The organism is Clostridium tetanomorphum (assembly GCF_017873215.1).
Classification (GTDB): domain Bacteria; phylum Bacillota; class Clostridia; order Clostridiales; family Clostridiaceae; genus Clostridium_AO; species Clostridium_AO tetanomorphum.
The window spans coordinates 1-17,615 of sequence record NZ_JAGGKA010000013.1; the positions used below are offsets into that span (position 1 = coordinate 1).

General features: G+C 28.5%; 15 protein-coding genes and 1 riboswitch. Of the genes, 2 read left to right on the forward strand and 13 right to left on the reverse strand.

Going from position 1 to position 17,615, the window contains the following annotated elements; genetic code table 11:
* Positions 1-490: 490 nt before the first annotated feature.
* The 6 genes from asrC to J2Z24_RS12870 all read right to left on the reverse strand — a co-directional run bounded on the left by asrC (position 491) and on the right by J2Z24_RS12870 (position 5,700).
* A complete protein-coding gene (gene asrC, locus J2Z24_RS12845; protein ID WP_035148164.1) occupies positions 491-1,441 on the reverse strand; it encodes a sulfite reductase subunit C in 951 nt (316 codons plus the stop codon).
* Positions 1,442-1,453: 12 nt separating this feature from the next.
* The gene (gene asrB, locus J2Z24_RS12850; RefSeq protein WP_035148165.1) at positions 1,454-2,248 is read right to left on the reverse strand and encodes an anaerobic sulfite reductase subunit AsrB; all 795 of its coding nucleotides are present in this window, start codon (positions 2,246-2,248) and stop codon (positions 1,454-1,456) included.
* A complete protein-coding gene (asrA, locus tag J2Z24_RS12855; RefSeq protein ID WP_035148166.1) occupies positions 2,249-3,250 on the reverse strand; it encodes an anaerobic sulfite reductase subunit AsrA in 1,002 nt (333 codons plus the stop codon).
* A gap of 57 nt (positions 3,251-3,307) precedes the next feature.
* A complete protein-coding gene (locus J2Z24_RS12860) occupies positions 3,308-4,075 on the reverse strand; it encodes a formate/nitrite transporter family protein (protein WP_035148168.1) in 768 nt (255 codons plus the stop codon).
* A 136-nt stretch (positions 4,076-4,211) separates the two neighbouring features.
* Positions 4,212-4,796: a DUF4878 domain-containing protein gene (locus tag J2Z24_RS12865; RefSeq protein ID WP_035148169.1), complete on the reverse strand. Its 585-nt coding sequence runs from the start codon at positions 4,794-4,796 to the stop codon at positions 4,212-4,214.
* A 214-nt stretch (positions 4,797-5,010) separates the two neighbouring features.
* Entirely contained in the window at positions 5,011-5,700 is a 690-nt protein-coding gene (locus J2Z24_RS12870) for a Crp/Fnr family transcriptional regulator (RefSeq protein ID WP_035148171.1), read from the reverse strand.
* 367 nt (positions 5,701-6,067) lie between these two features.
* Between J2Z24_RS12870 and J2Z24_RS12875 the strand changes: the two genes are divergently transcribed.
* Positions 6,068-8,179 (forward strand): methyl-accepting chemotaxis protein, encoded by a 2,112-nt coding sequence (locus tag J2Z24_RS12875; protein WP_051593275.1) that lies wholly within the window; start codon positions 6,068-6,070, stop codon positions 8,177-8,179.
* A gap of 60 nt (positions 8,180-8,239) precedes the next feature.
* Here J2Z24_RS12875 and J2Z24_RS12880 read toward each other — a convergent pair whose 3' ends face one another.
* Positions 8,240-9,307, reverse strand: coding sequence for a hypothetical protein (locus J2Z24_RS12880; RefSeq protein ID WP_035148173.1), 1,068 nt, complete (start codon positions 9,305-9,307; stop codon positions 8,240-8,242).
* A 145-nt stretch (positions 9,308-9,452) separates the two neighbouring features.
* Between J2Z24_RS12880 and J2Z24_RS12885 the strand changes: the two genes are divergently transcribed.
* The gene (locus J2Z24_RS12885) at positions 9,453-9,785 is read left to right on the forward strand and encodes a HesB-like protein (RefSeq protein ID WP_035148174.1); all 333 of its coding nucleotides are present in this window, start codon (positions 9,453-9,455) and stop codon (positions 9,783-9,785) included.
* A gap of 186 nt (positions 9,786-9,971) precedes the next feature.
* On the opposite strand, the gene J2Z24_RS12890 is transcribed toward J2Z24_RS12885, so the two are convergent.
* The 6 genes from J2Z24_RS12890 to J2Z24_RS12915 all read right to left on the reverse strand — a co-directional run bounded on the left by J2Z24_RS12890 (position 9,972) and on the right by J2Z24_RS12915 (position 17,612).
* Positions 9,972-10,769, reverse strand: a complete 798-nt coding sequence (locus J2Z24_RS12890) for a Cof-type HAD-IIB family hydrolase (protein ID WP_035148175.1) — start codon at positions 10,767-10,769, stop codon at positions 9,972-9,974.
* 75 nt (positions 10,770-10,844) lie between these two features.
* Positions 10,845-12,209, reverse strand: coding sequence for an amidophosphoribosyltransferase (gene purF, locus J2Z24_RS12895; RefSeq protein WP_035148176.1), 1,365 nt, complete (start codon positions 12,207-12,209; stop codon positions 10,845-10,847).
* The gene (thiC, locus tag J2Z24_RS12900) at positions 12,210-13,523 is read right to left on the reverse strand and encodes a phosphomethylpyrimidine synthase ThiC (protein ID WP_035148178.1); all 1,314 of its coding nucleotides are present in this window, start codon (positions 13,521-13,523) and stop codon (positions 12,210-12,212) included.
* A 145-nt stretch (positions 13,524-13,668) separates the two neighbouring features.
* Positions 13,669-13,775: riboswitch (TPP riboswitch) on the reverse strand.
* Between the two features lie 74 nt (positions 13,776-13,849).
* Positions 13,850-15,547 carry a methyl-accepting chemotaxis protein gene (locus tag J2Z24_RS21785; RefSeq protein ID WP_035148179.1) on the reverse strand — a complete coding sequence of 566 codons (1,698 nt, stop codon included), beginning with the start codon at positions 15,545-15,547 and terminating at the stop codon, positions 13,850-13,852.
* 223 nt (positions 15,548-15,770) lie between these two features.
* Positions 15,771-16,313 (reverse strand): NADH peroxidase, encoded by a 543-nt coding sequence (locus J2Z24_RS12910; RefSeq protein WP_035148181.1) that lies wholly within the window; start codon positions 16,311-16,313, stop codon positions 15,771-15,773.
* A 114-nt stretch (positions 16,314-16,427) separates the two neighbouring features.
* A complete protein-coding gene (locus tag J2Z24_RS12915; RefSeq protein WP_035148184.1) occupies positions 16,428-17,612 on the reverse strand; it encodes a MalY/PatB family protein in 1,185 nt (394 codons plus the stop codon).
* Between the last annotated feature and the right edge of the window lie 3 nt (positions 17,613-17,615).

The following is a 17,615-nucleotide window of genomic DNA, read 5'->3' on the forward strand; positions in this document are numbered from 1 at the left end:
ATCGTTGAGTATTCTTCGAAACTTTCAAGTTTTAAAACCTCCTAAAGTTCAGTCCTTCCTACGCTAACGCGTATTTACGTAGTACTATGACCTCTTCTGACTTCTGATAGTTCAGCTACATATCACTATGTAGGTTATCATTCATGAATTACATCATTTGATAATATATCTATCAGACCTCCCCAGGTAAGAGCAACAACTTTCATCTCATATATCTGCTACATTTACTCCTAAGGGTTTGGGCAGTGTTGGACTTGGTTTTGTATTGCAAACTCATCCACCCTTAGTAAGCCTTATATGTAATTTGTATTCCTCAGACCAAGATTTTGCCTTCGGCTTCCTTCAGATTCCACCTCACGGTGGACACCCTTGCCGTCATTCCCACTACCAAGCCCACAACGGACTTTCACCGTCAAGTTGTTGCCCATGCTGAGCACACAATTAATAAAGGTTAGCTAAATTAATTATATAGCTAACCTTCATTTTAAGTTTAATACCAATTTATATTATCTGCTACTACTGCCTCTTCTCCTAGATTTACATCCTTTAAGACCCATTTTTTAAATTCCTGATATCCTGTTCTATCTACAATATATCCTATATGCTCTTTTCCACCTGGAGCATCTTTATCTATATATTCTTCTATATAATCATAGGTATTAAGAATTATCTTTATTATACTTTCTTCATCTATCCAGGTTATGAAATCTCTAGCTATTCTAGGATTTTTCTTTCCCGTTCTACCCATAATAACAAGTTTGTAATACTTTTTAGTACTTCTTGACCAAGCAGCTGTTGGACACTTCCCTACACACTCACCACATCCTATACATTTACTGTAGTCTCTTACTACTTTAAAGTTTTCAAAAGTTAATGCTGTTGTTACTCTTTTTTTGCAATTAGTTACACAGGCTTTACATCCAATACATCTATAAGCATCATATTGCGGTTCTGTCATTCCTATTATTCCAAAATCGTGCATTCTTGATTTTATACAATCATTTGGACATCCTGTTAAAGCTATTTTTACATGATAATCATTAGGGAAAATAGCTTTTTCTATTTTTTTTGCAAAGTTAGTTGTATTATAATTAGCAAAAGGACATACTGCGTTTCCTATACAAGCAGATACATTTCTTGTACCTGATGCCGAGTATCCTGTATTAGGGTCTTTTTGATTTATTTCTAATCCTTTAATTATAGGTTGAAGTTCTTTATTTACATGATTAATATCTTTCATAGAAATACCAGGTATTTCAAACCCCTGTCTTGTAGTTATATGCAAATTGCCATTTCCATACTTTTCTGCAATTTCTCCAAGTAGAGCTAAATATTTTGCTTCTATATGACCTCCTGGCACTCTTACTCTAGCCGCAGTTATTCCACGTTCTTTTGTTACTCTAAAAGCATTTTTCTTTAATAACTTTGTATTTATATCCATAAATTTCACCTCCTAATCTATAAGTTGTTTAGCCTTTGTATAGTTAAATACAGGGCCGTCTAAACATATATAAGTATCATCTATCTTACAGTGTCCACATTTTCCAACTCCGCAGCACATTTTTCTTTCATAAGAAACCCATATATTTTCTTCCTTTATTCCTCTTTTTATAAATTCAGCTACAGTAAATTTCATCATTATAGGAGGTCCTACTATTATTACTGTTGCTTCTTCTATGTTTTCTATTTTTATATCCTTTACATAATTTGTTATAAGACCAGTACTTCCTTTATATTCTTCTTCCGCTTTGTCCACAGTTACAATGGTCTTTATACTTTTATTCCATTTCTTAAAGTCCTCTCTAAACAATATGTCTTCTGGTGATTTAAATCCTGATAAAAGCGTAAATTTTTTTACTTCATCTGCATTACTTGAAAAATAATCTACAATTCCTTTTACTGGAGCAAGTCCTGTTCCTCCTGCTGCTACAATAAGTTCTTTTCCCTTATATAAATTTACATCAAATCCATTTCCAAAAGGCCCTCTTATAAATAGAGTATCTCCTGGAAAAAATGTATGAATTACATCTGTAACTACTCCCACTCTTCTAATAGTTAAATCTACATAATCCTCTCCTATTTCACATACTGAAATTGGAGCTTCCCCATACTTTGGAATAGATACTTCAAAAAATTGTCCTGGTATTACTTTTCCTTTAAACTCCATTCTAAAAGTATAATCTATATGCGTATGTGGTGTTATGCTTAGTATTTTTGATATAAATGGCAAATATATATTGTTTTCCATTTATTCCTCCTCCTTAACTACATCCTTTAATTTATTTACACAATTTGAAAAAGAAATATATTCAGGACATGCATCATCACATCTTCCGCAACCTACACACATATGATATCCAAATCTCTTTTTAAAATCATAAACTTTATGCATAACCTTAAATCTCATTCTCTCCCCTTTGTCTTTTCTAAATTCATGACCACCAGCCATAGTTGTAAAACCATCTATCTGACAAGATGCCCACACCCTTCTTCTTTCTCCAGTTTTACTATTGTCCTTATAAAAAATATCTTGCATAGTAAAACACGCACAAGTTCCACATACTGTATTACATCTACCACACGCTATGCATCTTGAAGAATATTCCTTCCACATTTCTGATTTAAAAATATCTATATTTATTCCTTCAGGTATGTTTACTTTAGTTTCATTTTCTTGAATAAACTTAGGACAGACTTCTTTCATTTTCCCCAATTTAAAATGTTTTTCAAAATCTAAATCTTTACATTCTATTAATACCTTCCCCTCATGTGTTTTTATAAATAAAGAATAATCTTCTGTTTTATTTGACTGCATACTTACACAAAAACAGTTTTCAAAACTCTTTTCACACTCTATAAGAATAAACTTTATCTTATGTCTTAATTTTCTATAGTAAGGATCTTCAGAACCATTTTTTAAATATATTTCATCTAATCTTTTTACTGCATGTATATCACAACTTCTTAAAAATATTAGTATATCTTTTTCATCTACTTTTGGCTCTATAACTTCATCCTCTGTAAAATAAAATAAAGTTTGAGTTATTGGAAGTATCACTTCTTTAGGTGAAAAATAAGACTTTTTGTTAAACTCTACTTCTTCCAATCTATCTATTTCTCCATATCTAATCATATCTGTATCTGAAAATGTTCCTTTATTTTTAAAACACTTAGGAGCATATATTTTATATTGTTTTTTTAATTTCTTAAATACTTCGTTAAAATCTTTTAATTCCAAAGAAAATCCCATGCTTGTTTACCTCCTTTAATTTATGGATTTTACATACCTTAAATGAAACTTTACTAATCACTTTTTACTAGATACATACCAATAAGCTGCTCCTACAAATACTGCTCCTCCTATAAAATTTCCTAATGTAACAGGAAGTAAATTATTTATAAGTCCCATCATTGATACTGTTTTACTATGTGGAATCATTAATGCTGTAGTTAATAGTGTCATGTTAGCAACACTATGTTCAAATCCACTAGTTATAAATGCAAAAAGACACCAAAAAATCATTATAAGTTTTGCTGCTTCCTCTTTAAGCTTAAAAAAACACCAAACTGCTAAGCAAACTAAAATGTTGCAAAGTATACCTCTTACAAAAAGTTGACCAAAAGTTGCTATCATTTTAGCTCCTGCTATTTTAACTATGAATTCCCCTGTAGCTCCTTTTGCTAATCCTGAGTAAACGAACAACACTGAAAGCAAAATTCCTCCTATAAAATTTCCTATAAAACTAAAAATCCATATATCTAATGCTTCTTTCCATTTAACTTTTTTCTCCAAAGCTCCTATAGTCATAATCATATTATTTCCAGTAAACAACTCTGAGCCAGCTACAAGTACCAAGCTTAATGCAATTCCAAAAGCTACTCCCATAAAAATTTTTGTCATAGGAGAACTTACAGACTGAAGCAATCCTCCTATAGTAAAAATAAGAACTGTTCCAAACCCTACATATATTCCCGCAAACATTGAAGCTACTAAATATCTTATTTCACTGTTTTTAAGAAAGAAAACTTTTTTCTCTGCTGCTGTTGAAAGTTTGTTAATTTCTTCACTAAACAATTTATATCTCCTCCTTTAAACTCTCTAGCAAAAAAATAACACATTATATAAAAAAAGAATGTGATATATGTCACACTATAGAAAAAATAAAAAAGAACTTGTTTTCCAAGTTCTTTTTTATATCTAACTTTTAAATTTATTTACCTTGTAACTGTTTTGTTGCTGAATAGAAATTACCAGTTAATGCATTGATTAACTCTTCATTAGGCTCTATAAGCCATCCTTTATCATTTTTAACTAGTTTTATAGTAACATCTGTTTTAGTTTTAGCAGCTTTAGCATCATTTATAGACTTTAACATATGCTCAAGTACCATAGTCTCTTGTTTCTTTTCATCAACTTTTCCTTCGGAAAATGCTTGTGACATCATAGTAGGAAGTAATTCTGTAATCATTTTTCCTGTTATTTTAGGTAAGTCTATTGATGTTATTGAAGCTTTTACTGTAGCAGTATCTCCTTTTTTCTCTACCTCACCTAAAGAATAATCGACTTTAGAAAAAATAGCTTTCACTATCTTTTCTTGTTCCTTATTATCAAATTTTAATTCTTTTTTAGAAGAATTATCTTTTACAAGTGACGCTGCCTTTTGAATATCTTGTTGTTTAATAGCCTCTAAAAAGTTCTTAGCAGTTTCATCAGGTTTAGCACCACATCCCATTAAAGAAATAGATAAAATTGCTATAAATATAGCTGGCATTAATTTTTTAAAAATAGTTTTCATTATTTGGCTCCCCCCAAAAATAGTATATACAGGTAGATTATATAATAAATTTTACAATAAGTAAACTTTATTATAAATACCTATAATATTACAAATATGATTTAGCAAATAAAAAGTAGCTGTCGCATTATAAAGGAATTTACATACAATATACTTAACACAATATATTGTAGGATTTATTCTTAGTGCGACAGTTCCTTCATTATTATATCTATCACAATCCCTTAAAATATGATGATAACTTATCCCTATCCTTAACTATAATTTTTTTATCCTTCATTTCTATAAGCCCCTGCTTCTGAAGTCCATTTATACATCTAGATACAGTTTCTCTTGTACTTCCAATCATGTCAGCTAAATAAGTTATACTTATATTTAAATCAATCAGTACACCATCTTCCATATTTATACCATAGTCTTTACTTAGTTTCCAAAGCTTTGCTGCTATCTTTTTATCTATTTTAAGTGGTACTGTATTTTTGATCTGTCTATATAACCTTCTAATTTTCTTTCCCATAGAATATATAATTTTTTTATTAAACTCAAAATTTTTCTCCATAACTTGAAGTAAATCTTCTTTTTCAAAGCATATTATAATGCTATCTTCAAATGCTTCACAATTTATAGATGCAGGCAAATTATCAAAAATAACTTCATTTATTACCTCTCCACTATTTAATATATAAATTACTCTTTTTTGACCAATTTCAGAGTGTCTAAATAGTGTTACTTTCCCATTAAGTACAATATATATATTATTTATTACATCCTTCTCATAAAATAAACCTTCGCCTCTTTTTAATTTTTCTTTACTACCTCTTTCCAATAATATTTCTATTTCTTCTTTTTTTAGATCACCAAATAAATCTAAATTGTAAATATCCTCTTTTAATATCTTATTCATTGGCTTTTTACCTTAAATATTCCTTTCATTATCTTTCCATTAATTTTTAGGCTTACATATAATTTTATTCATAAAATGAATACATAATATACCAGTAAAATACGATAATATTTCAAATGTGTCAATAGTTTTCCCCTAAAATCACTTTACCCTTTAAATATAATATTTTTTATTTTGACTATGAAAATAATTGAATTATCTTTATAGTTGTGGTAATATCAAACTAATTTAAATATTTTGTATAATTATTTATTTTTTTAGTTTATATTGTATAATAGTGTAATATAGTGTCAAATTTTATATTATGGAATATTGGCACAGGTATTTTAATATTAAACTTTACAAATATATTTAAGGAGGCATCAAAATGAAAAGTATAAAATCAAAAATGCTCTTATTTATTCTTACACCAGTACTAATAATATTTTCTATTGTAATTCTTTTTCAATCTCTAACAACAAAAAATATGGCAAGATCTAATGCAGAACAATATTTATTATCTCAAGGCAAAGAAAATTCATCTCTTATTAAAAGTGATTTAGAAGTAGCTCTAGATAGTGCTAGAACAGTTAGCAATATTTTCAGTAATATGGATAATATTAAACCTGAAGATAGAAGAAATATAGCTAACATTGCTATGAAAAATATACTAGAAGACAATCATAACTTTCTAGGTATATGGACTGTATGGGAACCTAATACTTTTGACGGATTAGATTCTCAGTATTCCAACAAAAATGGCTATGACAGTACAGGTAGATTTAATGTTTATTGGACAAACTATAATAATAAAATATCTGTTCAACTTGCTACAGAACCTAATGAATATAACGTTGCTTGGTATACTGTTCCTAAAGAAAAAAAATCCGAAGTCATTACTGATCCAGAAAGTTACAATGTACAAGGCACTCAGGTTTCTATGCTCTCTCTATGTGTACCTATTATAAAAAGTGAAAAGGTTCTTGGAGTAATAGGTATTGATGTATCTATAGATTACATGAATAAATTAGTATCTAAAATTAAACTATATAATTCTGGGTCTGCTGTTATAATTTCAAATAGTGATAAAATTGTAGCTATTAATGAAAAAAACTATATTGGAAAAAGCATTTCTGAACTAATTACAAATAGTAAAGAAGAAGTTAAAAAGTCTATTAATGAAGGAAAAGATTTTATTCATTCTGAATATTCTAACTCACTAAAGAAAGATGTAATTAGAGTATATGCTCCTATAAAGGTAGGCAACACTACTACCCCTTGGAGTCTAATGGTTTATGCTCCAATAGATGAAATTATGGCTAATTCAAATAAGGTAATAACAAAATCTTTATTTTTAAGTATAGCTGGTCTTGTAATAATTGGTTTCCTAATAATTTTATTGGCATCATATATAACAAAACCTATTAATAAAGTTACTGATTTAATACAAAAAACTGCAGAACTAGATCTTGTCACTAATATGAATGATGATATGGATGGTATATTAAAATCTAAAGATGAAACAAAGAAAATGGCGGAGGCTGTATTATTTTTAAGAAAAGAATTAAAAGAAACTATGGAAAGTATTTTAGAAAACTCTAAAAATATTGATAAAGAATCTGAAAATTTATCTGCTACTGCAGAAGAAATGGCTGCATCTTCTCAAAATGTTTCCCTGGCAGTTAGTGAAATTTCCAAAGGAACAAGTAGTCAAGCAGAAGATTTAGTAAGTATTACTTATGTAATAAACAATTTTAGCCAATCGCTAAATAATATAGTAACCACTATAAACAATGTAACCAACTCTTCTAAGGAAATTAGTAATTTGGCAGATAAAAGCAATACTAATATGCAGGATTTAATTCTGTCTGTAAATAAAATAAGCAATTCGTTTAAAGATTTTGAAGTAAAAATAAGAGATCTTAATAGCAGTATAAAACAAATTAATGAAATCACTTCTCTTATTAATAATATAACTGACCAAACTAATCTTTTAGCTTTAAATGCAGCTATTGAAGCTGCAAGAGCTGGTGAATCAGGAAAAGGTTTTGCTGTAGTAGCAGATGAAATAAGAAAACTAGCGGAACAAAGTAAAGATTCATTAAGTGCTATAAGTGATTTAGTAAAAGGAATAACCATTAATACAAAAAATATTGTAGAAACTACCGGGACTATGGATGGTGAGTTAAAAGTTCAAGTTTCTACTATAAACACTACTATAGATTCTTTTAAAAATATAATTAATGAAATGGAGGATGTAATTCCTAAAATTGAAGAAGCCAATATATCTTTAATAAACATAAATGAAGAAAAAAATGATATAATCTCAAAGATAGAATCTGCTTCTTCTGTAGCAGAGGAAGTATCTGCTTCTTCAGAAGAGATTTCAGCTTCCTCAGAAGAAATGAATATGTCCTCAGCGGATGTAGCATCGTCTGCTCAAAGTCTAAATGAAATGACTCAAGATATGGTAAATAAAATAAGTAAATTTAAACTCTAATAATAAAGCTATATAGACAAATGAGTTTATATCATTTGTTTATATAGCTTCTCTTTATATCTAATCAACTTTCCATACTTTCATTTTTCCATATCTGTCCCCACATTCACCTATATAAGTAAAGTTTCTATTTTTATAAGAAAATTCTACAGCATCATTATTCCAAAAACTTTTCCATGGTACATCCTCTTTCATATTTTTAGGTTCTCCTCCATCTGTAATTATAATACCACCAGAAACTAATTTTTTTAAAACCGAATTAAAAGCAATATGTGAAAACCAATTGAAACTGGAACTGCTTAAGCTTTTACTATATACTCTATAATAAAATACAGATATTTTTTCTATATTTACTAAACTCAAAGCTCCTTCAAATCTATGGCAATAAATATCTATTTTCTTATTCTTTTTAAATTTTGTTTTCCAAACTTCTTTTACACTAATATCTTCTGCATTTATAAAATGAAAATTAACCATAAAGTTTTCTTCAATTTTCTTAATCACTTCAAGGTTATCATTATTAGGAAGCGATACTGCAAATGGAATAACATCGCTTGAAAAACTACCACAATGGTCTTTATTATCCTTATTTCTATCCATACTTCCTTTGTAAACGCCACACTCCAGCAAGGGTAGCAATATTTGTCCACCATCTGCAAAATGAAACTCTTTAATGGAATTGATAAAAAGAGCTAAAGGTTCATAAGTATCTATACCACAACATGGATAAAATAAACTTCCTTCAACTATTGGTATATTAAATATTTGATTAAATCTAACACTTACTTCTTTAATAGATTCCATACTATATTCATTATTATTAAATATTCCATAACAGCATTGTATATATTGACTTCTATTTATATTAAACTTAAATCCTAATTTTTTTAACTCTTCTAATATATATCTGTCCAGAGAATATAAGCCTAATTTTTGAAGATTTTCTACTTCATCTCTATGGATATTTATACTAAAACCTAGCATAGAAAACTCAAATTCATCTTTTTCTGTACTATAATATATTTTTGCTTCAAATTCTTTTCCTAAGGTTACTACTACATGTTTAAAAAACTTATCTACAGAGTACTGTTTTGAAATCAAAGATCTTACCCATACAGAAGTATTCATTCCCTATCCTCTTTCTTTATTAAAGTTTATATCTTATTATAAAGGAAAAAAATATAAAGTCAATATAAAGACTTATTTGAAAAACCTAATATATTATATTAAAATAGAAAATACTATGCATAACAATATAAAAGGAGGAAATAAAATGAATGCAATAAATATGAGTGATATAGCTTATGATGAATTTAAAAAATTTCTAGAAGAACATAATGTTGTACATAATTTAATCAGAATTAATCTAGCTGGTATGGGCTGTGGTGGGCCAATATTTAATATTGTTATAGATTCTGAGAAGAGCAATGACACTGTAACTAAGATACATGATTTAACTTTCTTAGTGGATAAGGATCTTATTGCAGAATTTGGAGGATTCACCTTAACTTGCGCTGAAGAAAGTGGTATAGATGGATTTTCCCTTCATCCAATGATACAAAACGACGATGACTATGGTTGTTCTACTTGTTCAGGATGTCATTAAAAAAATTTCCTGGCAACATCTTTAAGAACTAAATAAAAAAATAATAAAGAATAAATTTAGGAAAAATTTCTTTTGCTGATGTATAGAAAATCTTTTATTTAAAATTTTTCTTAATACTAATTGAAAATTTATCCATATTTATTCTTTATTATTTATAAAACTTACTTATTAATCTTTATAGATTTTTTAATCACTATCTAAAATAAATTTTTGTAGAGCATAAGCTACTCCATTTTCCTCATTACTTTTAGTTATAAAATCTGCCCTTTCTTTTAAGCCATCTGAAGCATTACCCATAGCTACTCCAAACCCTGCATATTCTATCATTGGAATATCGTTATCCCAATCTCCTATTGCCATTACTTCATTTCTTTCTATGTTATAATACTTAGCAATTTTTTCTAACATAACCCCCTTATTCACCTTATTACTAAAAATCTCTAAAAATATTGATAATGTAAATTCTCCATTTATTTTTCCTTTAAAGTTTTTGTTTAAAATATCTTTTATTTCTAATAATTTTTCATGTTCCTCTACAACAATTATTTTATCTAAATTCATATGTTCCTTATAAAAATGAGATAAATTTTCTACTTCTATAGGAATTCCTGTATAATACTCATGATCTAAATAATTATTAAATTTTGCTACATATGTGTTACCATCTATAAATAATATAATGTATCTTTTTTCTTCTTGAAAAAAATTAATTATTTCTTTACCTACAATGGAGTCTATACTTTCATTGAATATTGTTTTTCCTTCTTTGTTATAAACCCTACATCCATTCATTCCTATTACTAAATCTTTAACACCTAACTTATGTAAAAAAGGCTTTAGTGCTTTATAATCTCTACCTGATGCTAAAACCACTTTAATACCTTTTTCTTTTACTTTATTCACTGTATACATTACTTCATCTCTTAATACATGATCTTTGTCTAATAATGTACCGTCTATATCTAATGCTACTAATTTAAACATAATACCCCTCCTGTTTATACTAATATAATACTTTCCAATGTATTATATTTCTAAACATAATTAAATAAATCCTTTTTAATTATAGGGGTATTTTCCATTAAAGCATCCAAAACAAAAACTTTTATCTTTTCCTAATATGTTATGTAATCCTTCCAAACTTAAAAAACCTATACTGTCTGCTCCAATACTGTTTTTAATTTCATCAATACTTCTAGAATAGGATATAAGCTCTTTTTTATATTTAATATCTAACCCTAATTTACAATAACTTTTAACAATTGGAGAAGCAATTCTAAAATGTACCTCTTTAGCACCAGCATTTCTAAGTATCTTAATTAAACTTCTAGCAGTAGTTCCTCTTATCATAGAATCATCTACTACTATAACGCTTTTATTATATACATTTACTTTTATTGGAGAAAGTTTTATTGAAATCTTTTGTCTTCTTATTTTCTCATAAGGATTTATAAATGTTCTTCCTATATACCTATTTTTAACAATTGCTACATTATAAGCTATTCCAGCAGCCTTGGCATACCCCATAGCTGCTGGCACTCCTGAATCAGGTACTCCTATTACTATATCTCCTTTTGCTGGACATTCTTTAAACAACTCTTCTCCTGCCAAAACTCTAGATACATATACATTAATATTGTCTATAATACTATCTTCTCTAGCAAAATAAATATATTCAAAGGTGCAAAGATAGTTTTTTTCTTTTTCACATATCCTTATACTTTTAATTCCATTTTCCTGTATTAATACCATTTCTCCTGGTTCTACATCTCTTATAATTTCTCCTCCTAATGAAGTTATTCCACAACTTTCCGATGATATAATAGAATCATCTCCTAATTTTCCTATAGAAAGTGGTCTTATACCTTTAGGATCTCTTATTCCTATTAGTTTATTTTTAGCTAAAATAACTAAAGAATAAGCTCCCTTTACAAGCTTTAGTGTAGAAATTATAGCTTCTTCTATTCTTTTACCTTTGTCTATTTCTTTTACTATAATTCTTAATATTATTTCACTATCTGTAGTACTTTCAAAAATAATATTCTTTCCCAATTCTTCTTTTAACTTATTTTTGTTTATTACATTTCCATTATGAGCTAAAGCTATTTGTCCAATTTTTGAATTACATATAAAAGGTTGTGCATTTTCTATTTTACTTTCACCGGTAGTTGAATACCTAACATGCCCAATACAGAATTTCCCCTTTATATTACTAAAATCATTATGCTCTAACAAACTATCTACTAGTCCCATAGATTTATAAGTATTTATATGTTGTCCATTTGTTACTGCTATGCCTGCACTTTCCTGTCCCCTATGTTGTAGAGCATACAATCCATAATAAGTGATCACCGGTGTATTAAAATTTCTCTTAGAAAATACTCCAAATACTCCACATTCCTCTTTAAACTTATCATCATTCATTTAATCATCATCTCTTAAAATATTTATATTTTTCCCATCCATTACTTTATTCATATTTCTTATTGCACACATTTTTCCACACATTGTACAAGTGTGTTCATCTTCTGGTTTTGAGCTTTCTCTATATCTGATAGCCTTTTCTGGATCTATAGCAAGGTTGAACATCTTTTCCCAATTTAGTTCCCTTCTAGCTTTACTCATTTCATTATCCCAATTTCTTGCTCCTTTAACTCCCTTAGCTATATCCGCTGCATGAGCTGCTATTTTAGTAGCTATTATTCCTTCTTTCATATCTTCTAAATCTGGCAACCTCAAATGCTCAGCTGGAGTTACATAGCACAGAAAATCTGCTCCATATGTTGCTGCAATTGCTCCTCCTATGGCACTGGTTATATGATCATATCCAGGAGCTACATCTGTTACAATAGGTCCTAAGACATAAAATGGTGCTTCATGACACAACTTCTTTTCCAAAATCATATTTGCTTCTATTTCATTTAAAGCCATATGTCCCGGTCCTTCTATCATAATTTGTACATTTCTTTCCCAAGCTCTTTTTGTAAGCTCTCCTAAAGTCATAAGTTCTTTAATTTGACTTGGATCTGTGGAATCTGCAATACATCCAGGTCTACATGCGTCTCCTAAGCTTATAGTCACATCATATTTTTCACATATATCTAAAACTTTATCAAAGTATTCATAAAAAGGATTTTCTTTCTCATTTAACTGCATCCAAGCATAAAGTAAACTTCCTCCTCTTGAAACAAAGTTCATAAGTCTTGGATTCCTTTTAAATACTTCTGCGGTTTCTCTATTTATACCTGCATGTATAGTCATAAAATCCACACCATCTTCAGCATGAGTTTCTATAACTTTTAAAAGTTCCTCTGCAGTTATATCCTTTAATTCTTTATCATAAAATCCCACAGCATCATACATAGGAACCGTTCCTATCATTGCTGGTGACATATCTATAAGTCTTTTTCTAAACTCTTTAGTTTTTCCAAAGCAGCTTAAATCCATTATCGCTTCTGCCTTCATATCTACAGCTTTCTTTACCTTTTCAAGTTCCATATCCACATTACAACAATCTTTTGAAATACCTAAATTAACATTTATTTTGGTTCTTAATCCTTTTCCTATTCCTTCTGCGCTTATATTTTTATGATTCTTATTTGCAGGAATGGCTACTTTTCCACTAGCCACTAGATCCATAAGTTCTTTTACATCCATATTTTCTTTTTTTGCTACTATTTCTATCTCTTTTGTCACTATACCCTTTCTTGCTGCATCCATTTGAGTTGTGTAATTCATTTAAAACATCTCCTTTTTTATTAATTAATTTTTTAGGTAATAACCTTTTATCTATCTAAAAAATAAAAAAAGGAAGCAATATTTTTGCTTCCCTCATAAATGCTTCCATATAAAAATGCACAACTTTATATAAATAAAATTATGCATATTATACAAAGTTCTTCCCTACGCTGGTATTACCCAAATCAGGTTATGAGGGTCTGAGCTCACATCTCACTCTCAGCCTATTTATAGGCTCCCCTAGATATATTTAATTTTAAGCTTTGATTTAAATCTATCACATTTGTTACATGATGTCAATTTAAAATGTGCTACCAAAAATTTTCTTATTTCACTGTAAACTCATTTACGCTGTCTAGCACATTTCCTGTCATACATGTTAATGCCTTTGATGAATTAGTTATATCTTCACTATGTATATTTATTTGTTCAACAGAACTAGCTATCTCTTCTATTGAAGCTGATACTTGTTGTGCCACTATAGATGCTTCATTTATTTTTTCAAAAACACCTTCACTTTCTTTATCAATTTTAACCGCAGAGTTACTCAGCTTTTGCATATTTGGCGTAACTTGCCCTATCATGGATATTATTTCCCCAAATGAATTCATAGCATTATCTATAATGGAGCTCTGATTGCTTAATTCTTCATTCATAAAATTAGAATTATTTACAATATCAGTACTATCTCTTGATATGCTATCAATTAACAAATTTATATTTTCTACAGAGGTTTTACTTTGTTCTGCAAGCTTTCTAATTTCATCTGCCACTACAGAAAATCCTCTTCCAGCTTCTCCTGCCCTAGCAGCTTCAATAGCTGCATTTAATGCTAAAAGATTAGTTTGTTCTGATATATTATTAATAAGATTGCTTATTTCATGTATTTCTTTAACTTTTTCACCTAGCCCCATTATTTTATTAGAAAATGTATTGAAATAATCTCTTATATTTTTTATAGAGTTGGTTAAAGAATTCATTTCTTCACTACTTCCTATGGCCATATCGCTTACAATATCTGCATTTATATTTATTTCAACTATGCTTTCATTCATTTTCCTTAAATCACTACTAAATTTATTAATATTATCATTAACACAGGACAAACTGTTTGATTGTTCTTCGGTTCCTTTTGCAATTTCCTCTAAAGCTGCTGACACATTTTGCAATGAAGACAGTATTTGCCCAGATGCTTCAAATAATTTTTCTCCTTCCTTGTCCACAGAAAAGGAATTATTTTTAACTTTATTTATCATATTTGAGACTTTCATTATGGTCTCATTGAGTTCTTCACTAATAATACCAAATTCATTTTTTCCCAGTGATTTTAATTTTACTGCAAAATTTCCTTTAGCTATTTGTCCAATATTATCTACTATTTCTTTTGAAGATTTTCCTATAATTTTTCTCATTTTTAAACATATAAAATTAAATACAACTATGCTAATAAGTAAAATAATTATAAACATTTTTATTGAAAACTTATATATATTATTGTTACTTTTATTTAATTCTGCTGCTTCCTCATTATTAAATTTTATTAGATAATTTAATTTAGATTCTATACTATTTCCATAATAATCTAAAGTTTTTAAATCTTCTTTAGAAAATTTATATCCTTTGTTTAATTTTTCATCTAATTTATTCCAATTTCTTATGTACTCTCCATATTCTTTTTGTATAGCATTTAGAACTTCATTTTCTTCTTCATGAACATTATCAGATATATATGTATTTAAGTTCTTTTTAATATTATTATCATAATTTTTTATTTCATTGTTATATTCTTTTTTATAGCTAGAATTAGCTCTATTTACTTTTATCCTTATGTTCAAATAATCGCTTCTTACTTCATTTAAATAAGCAAGGGGTTCCATATTATTTTTAAGCATAATTAAAGAATTATTATTAATAATTCTTATGTATCTTAATGCTGACATTCCTATAACTATTATGAAAAATATTGCTAACATTTCTAAAGTTAAAATTGCCTTTGTTATCTTTAAATTCCTAAATTTAATCACTTTAATCCCTCCCTAATAAAGTTTTATCTCTTAACAATGTTCTATATAAAGCAAATATCTTGCTTATTGATAATGAATATCAATATCAATTTCTTTATAATTGTAGCAATATTTCTCATTAAATTCAATAGTTTTATTAAAATAGAGTAAAAAAATACCTTCATTAGCAATTCACTAATGAAGGTATTTTTCATTTGAAATATCTTTGTTTATATAATAAATATTATTTAAAATATCTATTTAATAATCCTTTAAATGCAGAACCATGTCTTGCTTCATCTTTACACATTTCATGTACTGTATCATGAATTGCATCTAAATTTAATTTCTTAGCTAAAGTCGCTAAATCTTTCTTTCCTTGACATGCGCCATGCTCTGCTTCTACTCTCATCTCTAAATTTTTCTTTGTGTCAGCACAGACTACTTCTCCTAATAATTCCGCAAACTTTGCAGCATGTTCTGCTTCTTCAAATGCTATTCTCTTATAAGCTTCTGCTATTTCTGGAAATCCTTCTCTATCTGCCTGTCTGCTCATAGCTAAATACATTCCTACTTCTGTACATTCTCCTGTAAAATTAGCTCTTAATCCTTCTATAACTTCAGCATCCACATCTTTTCCTACTCCTATTCTGTGCTCATCTGCCCAACTCATTTCATTCTTCTTTTCTATAAACTTATCTGCACCTACTCCACATAATGGACACTTTTCTGGTGCTTGTTCTCCTTCATAAACATATCCACATACTGTACATACAAATTTTTTCATTTTTAAATTCCTCCCATTTCCAAATCATTTATTTATTTTTAAATTATTTAACTTCATCCGACAATAACTATTATATAATAATTATTATTGTTTTGCAATAGTTTTTTAAAATTTTTAATCATTTTTTCCAATAAATTTTAAAGCTTTTGTTATTCTCTCTAAAGCTTCCTTTAATATAATACGAGAACAAGCTAGATTTATTCTTTGAAATCCTTCTCCTTCTTTTCCAAAAATATTTCCAGCATTAAATCCTACCTTAGCTTTATTGGTTAAAAAATCTCTTAGTTCTAAATCGTTCATTTTAAGTCCTCTAAAATCTACCCATGCTAAATATGTGGCTTCAGGCTTTATAAGCTTAATTTGTGGTAAATTCTCCTTTAGATAATTTTCTAAAAAGTCAAAGTTTTCTTTTACATAATGAAGCATTTCTTTATACCACTGTTCTCCATAATTATAAGCAGCCTCTAAAGCTACCATTCCTAAAGTATTTAAACTTCCCATAGCATTTATTTTTAATCTATGCAAAAACTTATCCCTTAAATATTTATTAGATATGACTATATTACAAACCTGTAATCCAGCTATATTGAAGGTTTTGGTTGGAGCTGTACACGTTATAGAAATTTCTGCAAATTCTTCACTTATAGTAGCAAAAGGAATGTGATTATATTCTTCAAATACTATATCTGAATGAATCTCATCTGATACCATTATTATATTATGACTTAAACATATTTCTCCCAATCTTGTTAACTCATTCTTTGTCCAAACTCTTCCTACTGGATTGTGTGGACTACACAAAAATAATACTTTTACTCTATCATCTATTTTTTTCTCTAAGTCCTCAAAATCAATGTAATATTTTCCATCTTCTAATTTCAATGGATTCTCAACTACTATTCGTTGATTATCTTCAATTGCTCCTTTAAATCGGTGGTATACAGGAGGTTGAATAATAACCTTATCTCCTTTTTCGGTATAAGCTTGTACTATCCAATATAAAGCAGGTACTACTGCTGGCGCTGTACAAATCCATTCCTTTTCTATTTTAAAGTTGTGGTGCTCATTCATCCAATTAATTACACTTTTATAATAGTTTTCTCCTGGTGCAGTATATCCAAAAATTCCATGTTCTGCTCTTTTTTTAATCTCTTCTATAATACATTCTGGGACTCTAAAGTCCATATCTGCTACCCACATAGATAATACATTTTCTTCTCCAAATTTCTCTTTATTAAAATCCCATTTTTCTGAGTTTGTATTATGCCTATCTATAACTTTGTCAAAATCATATTTCATACC

Bases quoted from the DNA above. Each gene is read 5' to 3' on its own strand.
- asrC (WP_035148164.1), bottom strand. From the start codon at position 1,441: ATGGATATAAATACAAAGTTATTAAAGAAAAATGCTTTTAGAGTAACA.
- asrB (WP_035148165.1), bottom strand. From the start codon at position 2,248: ATGGAAAACAATATATATTTGCCATTTATATCAAAAATACTAAGCATA.
- asrA (WP_035148166.1), bottom strand. From the start codon at position 3,250: ATGGGATTTTCTTTGGAATTAAAAGATTTTAACGAAGTATTTAAGAAA.
- J2Z24_RS12865 (WP_035148169.1), bottom strand. From the start codon at position 4,796: ATGAAAACTATTTTTAAAAAATTAATGCCAGCTATATTTATAGCAATT.
- J2Z24_RS12870 (WP_035148171.1), bottom strand. From the start codon at position 5,700: ATGAATAAGATATTAAAAGAGGATATTTACAATTTAGATTTATTTGGT.
- J2Z24_RS12875 (WP_051593275.1), top strand. From the start codon at position 6,068: ATGAAAAGTATAAAATCAAAAATGCTCTTATTTATTCTTACACCAGTA.
- J2Z24_RS12880 (WP_035148173.1), bottom strand. From the start codon at position 9,307: ATGAATACTTCTGTATGGGTAAGATCTTTGATTTCAAAACAGTACTCT.
- J2Z24_RS12885 (WP_035148174.1), top strand. From the start codon at position 9,453: ATGAATGCAATAAATATGAGTGATATAGCTTATGATGAATTTAAAAAA.
- J2Z24_RS12890 (WP_035148175.1), bottom strand. From the start codon at position 10,769: ATGTTTAAATTAGTAGCATTAGATATAGACGGTACATTATTAGACAAA.
- purF (WP_035148176.1), bottom strand. From the start codon at position 12,209: ATGAATGATGATAAGTTTAAAGAGGAATGTGGAGTATTTGGAGTATTT.
- thiC (WP_035148178.1), bottom strand. From the start codon at position 13,523: ATGAATTACACAACTCAAATGGATGCAGCAAGAAAGGGTATAGTGACA.
- J2Z24_RS12910 (WP_035148181.1), bottom strand. From the start codon at position 16,313: ATGAAAAAATTTGTATGTACAGTATGTGGATATGTTTATGAAGGAGAA.
- J2Z24_RS12915 (WP_035148184.1), bottom strand. From the start codon at position 17,612: ATGAAATATGATTTTGACAAAGTTATAGATAGGCATAATACAAACTCA.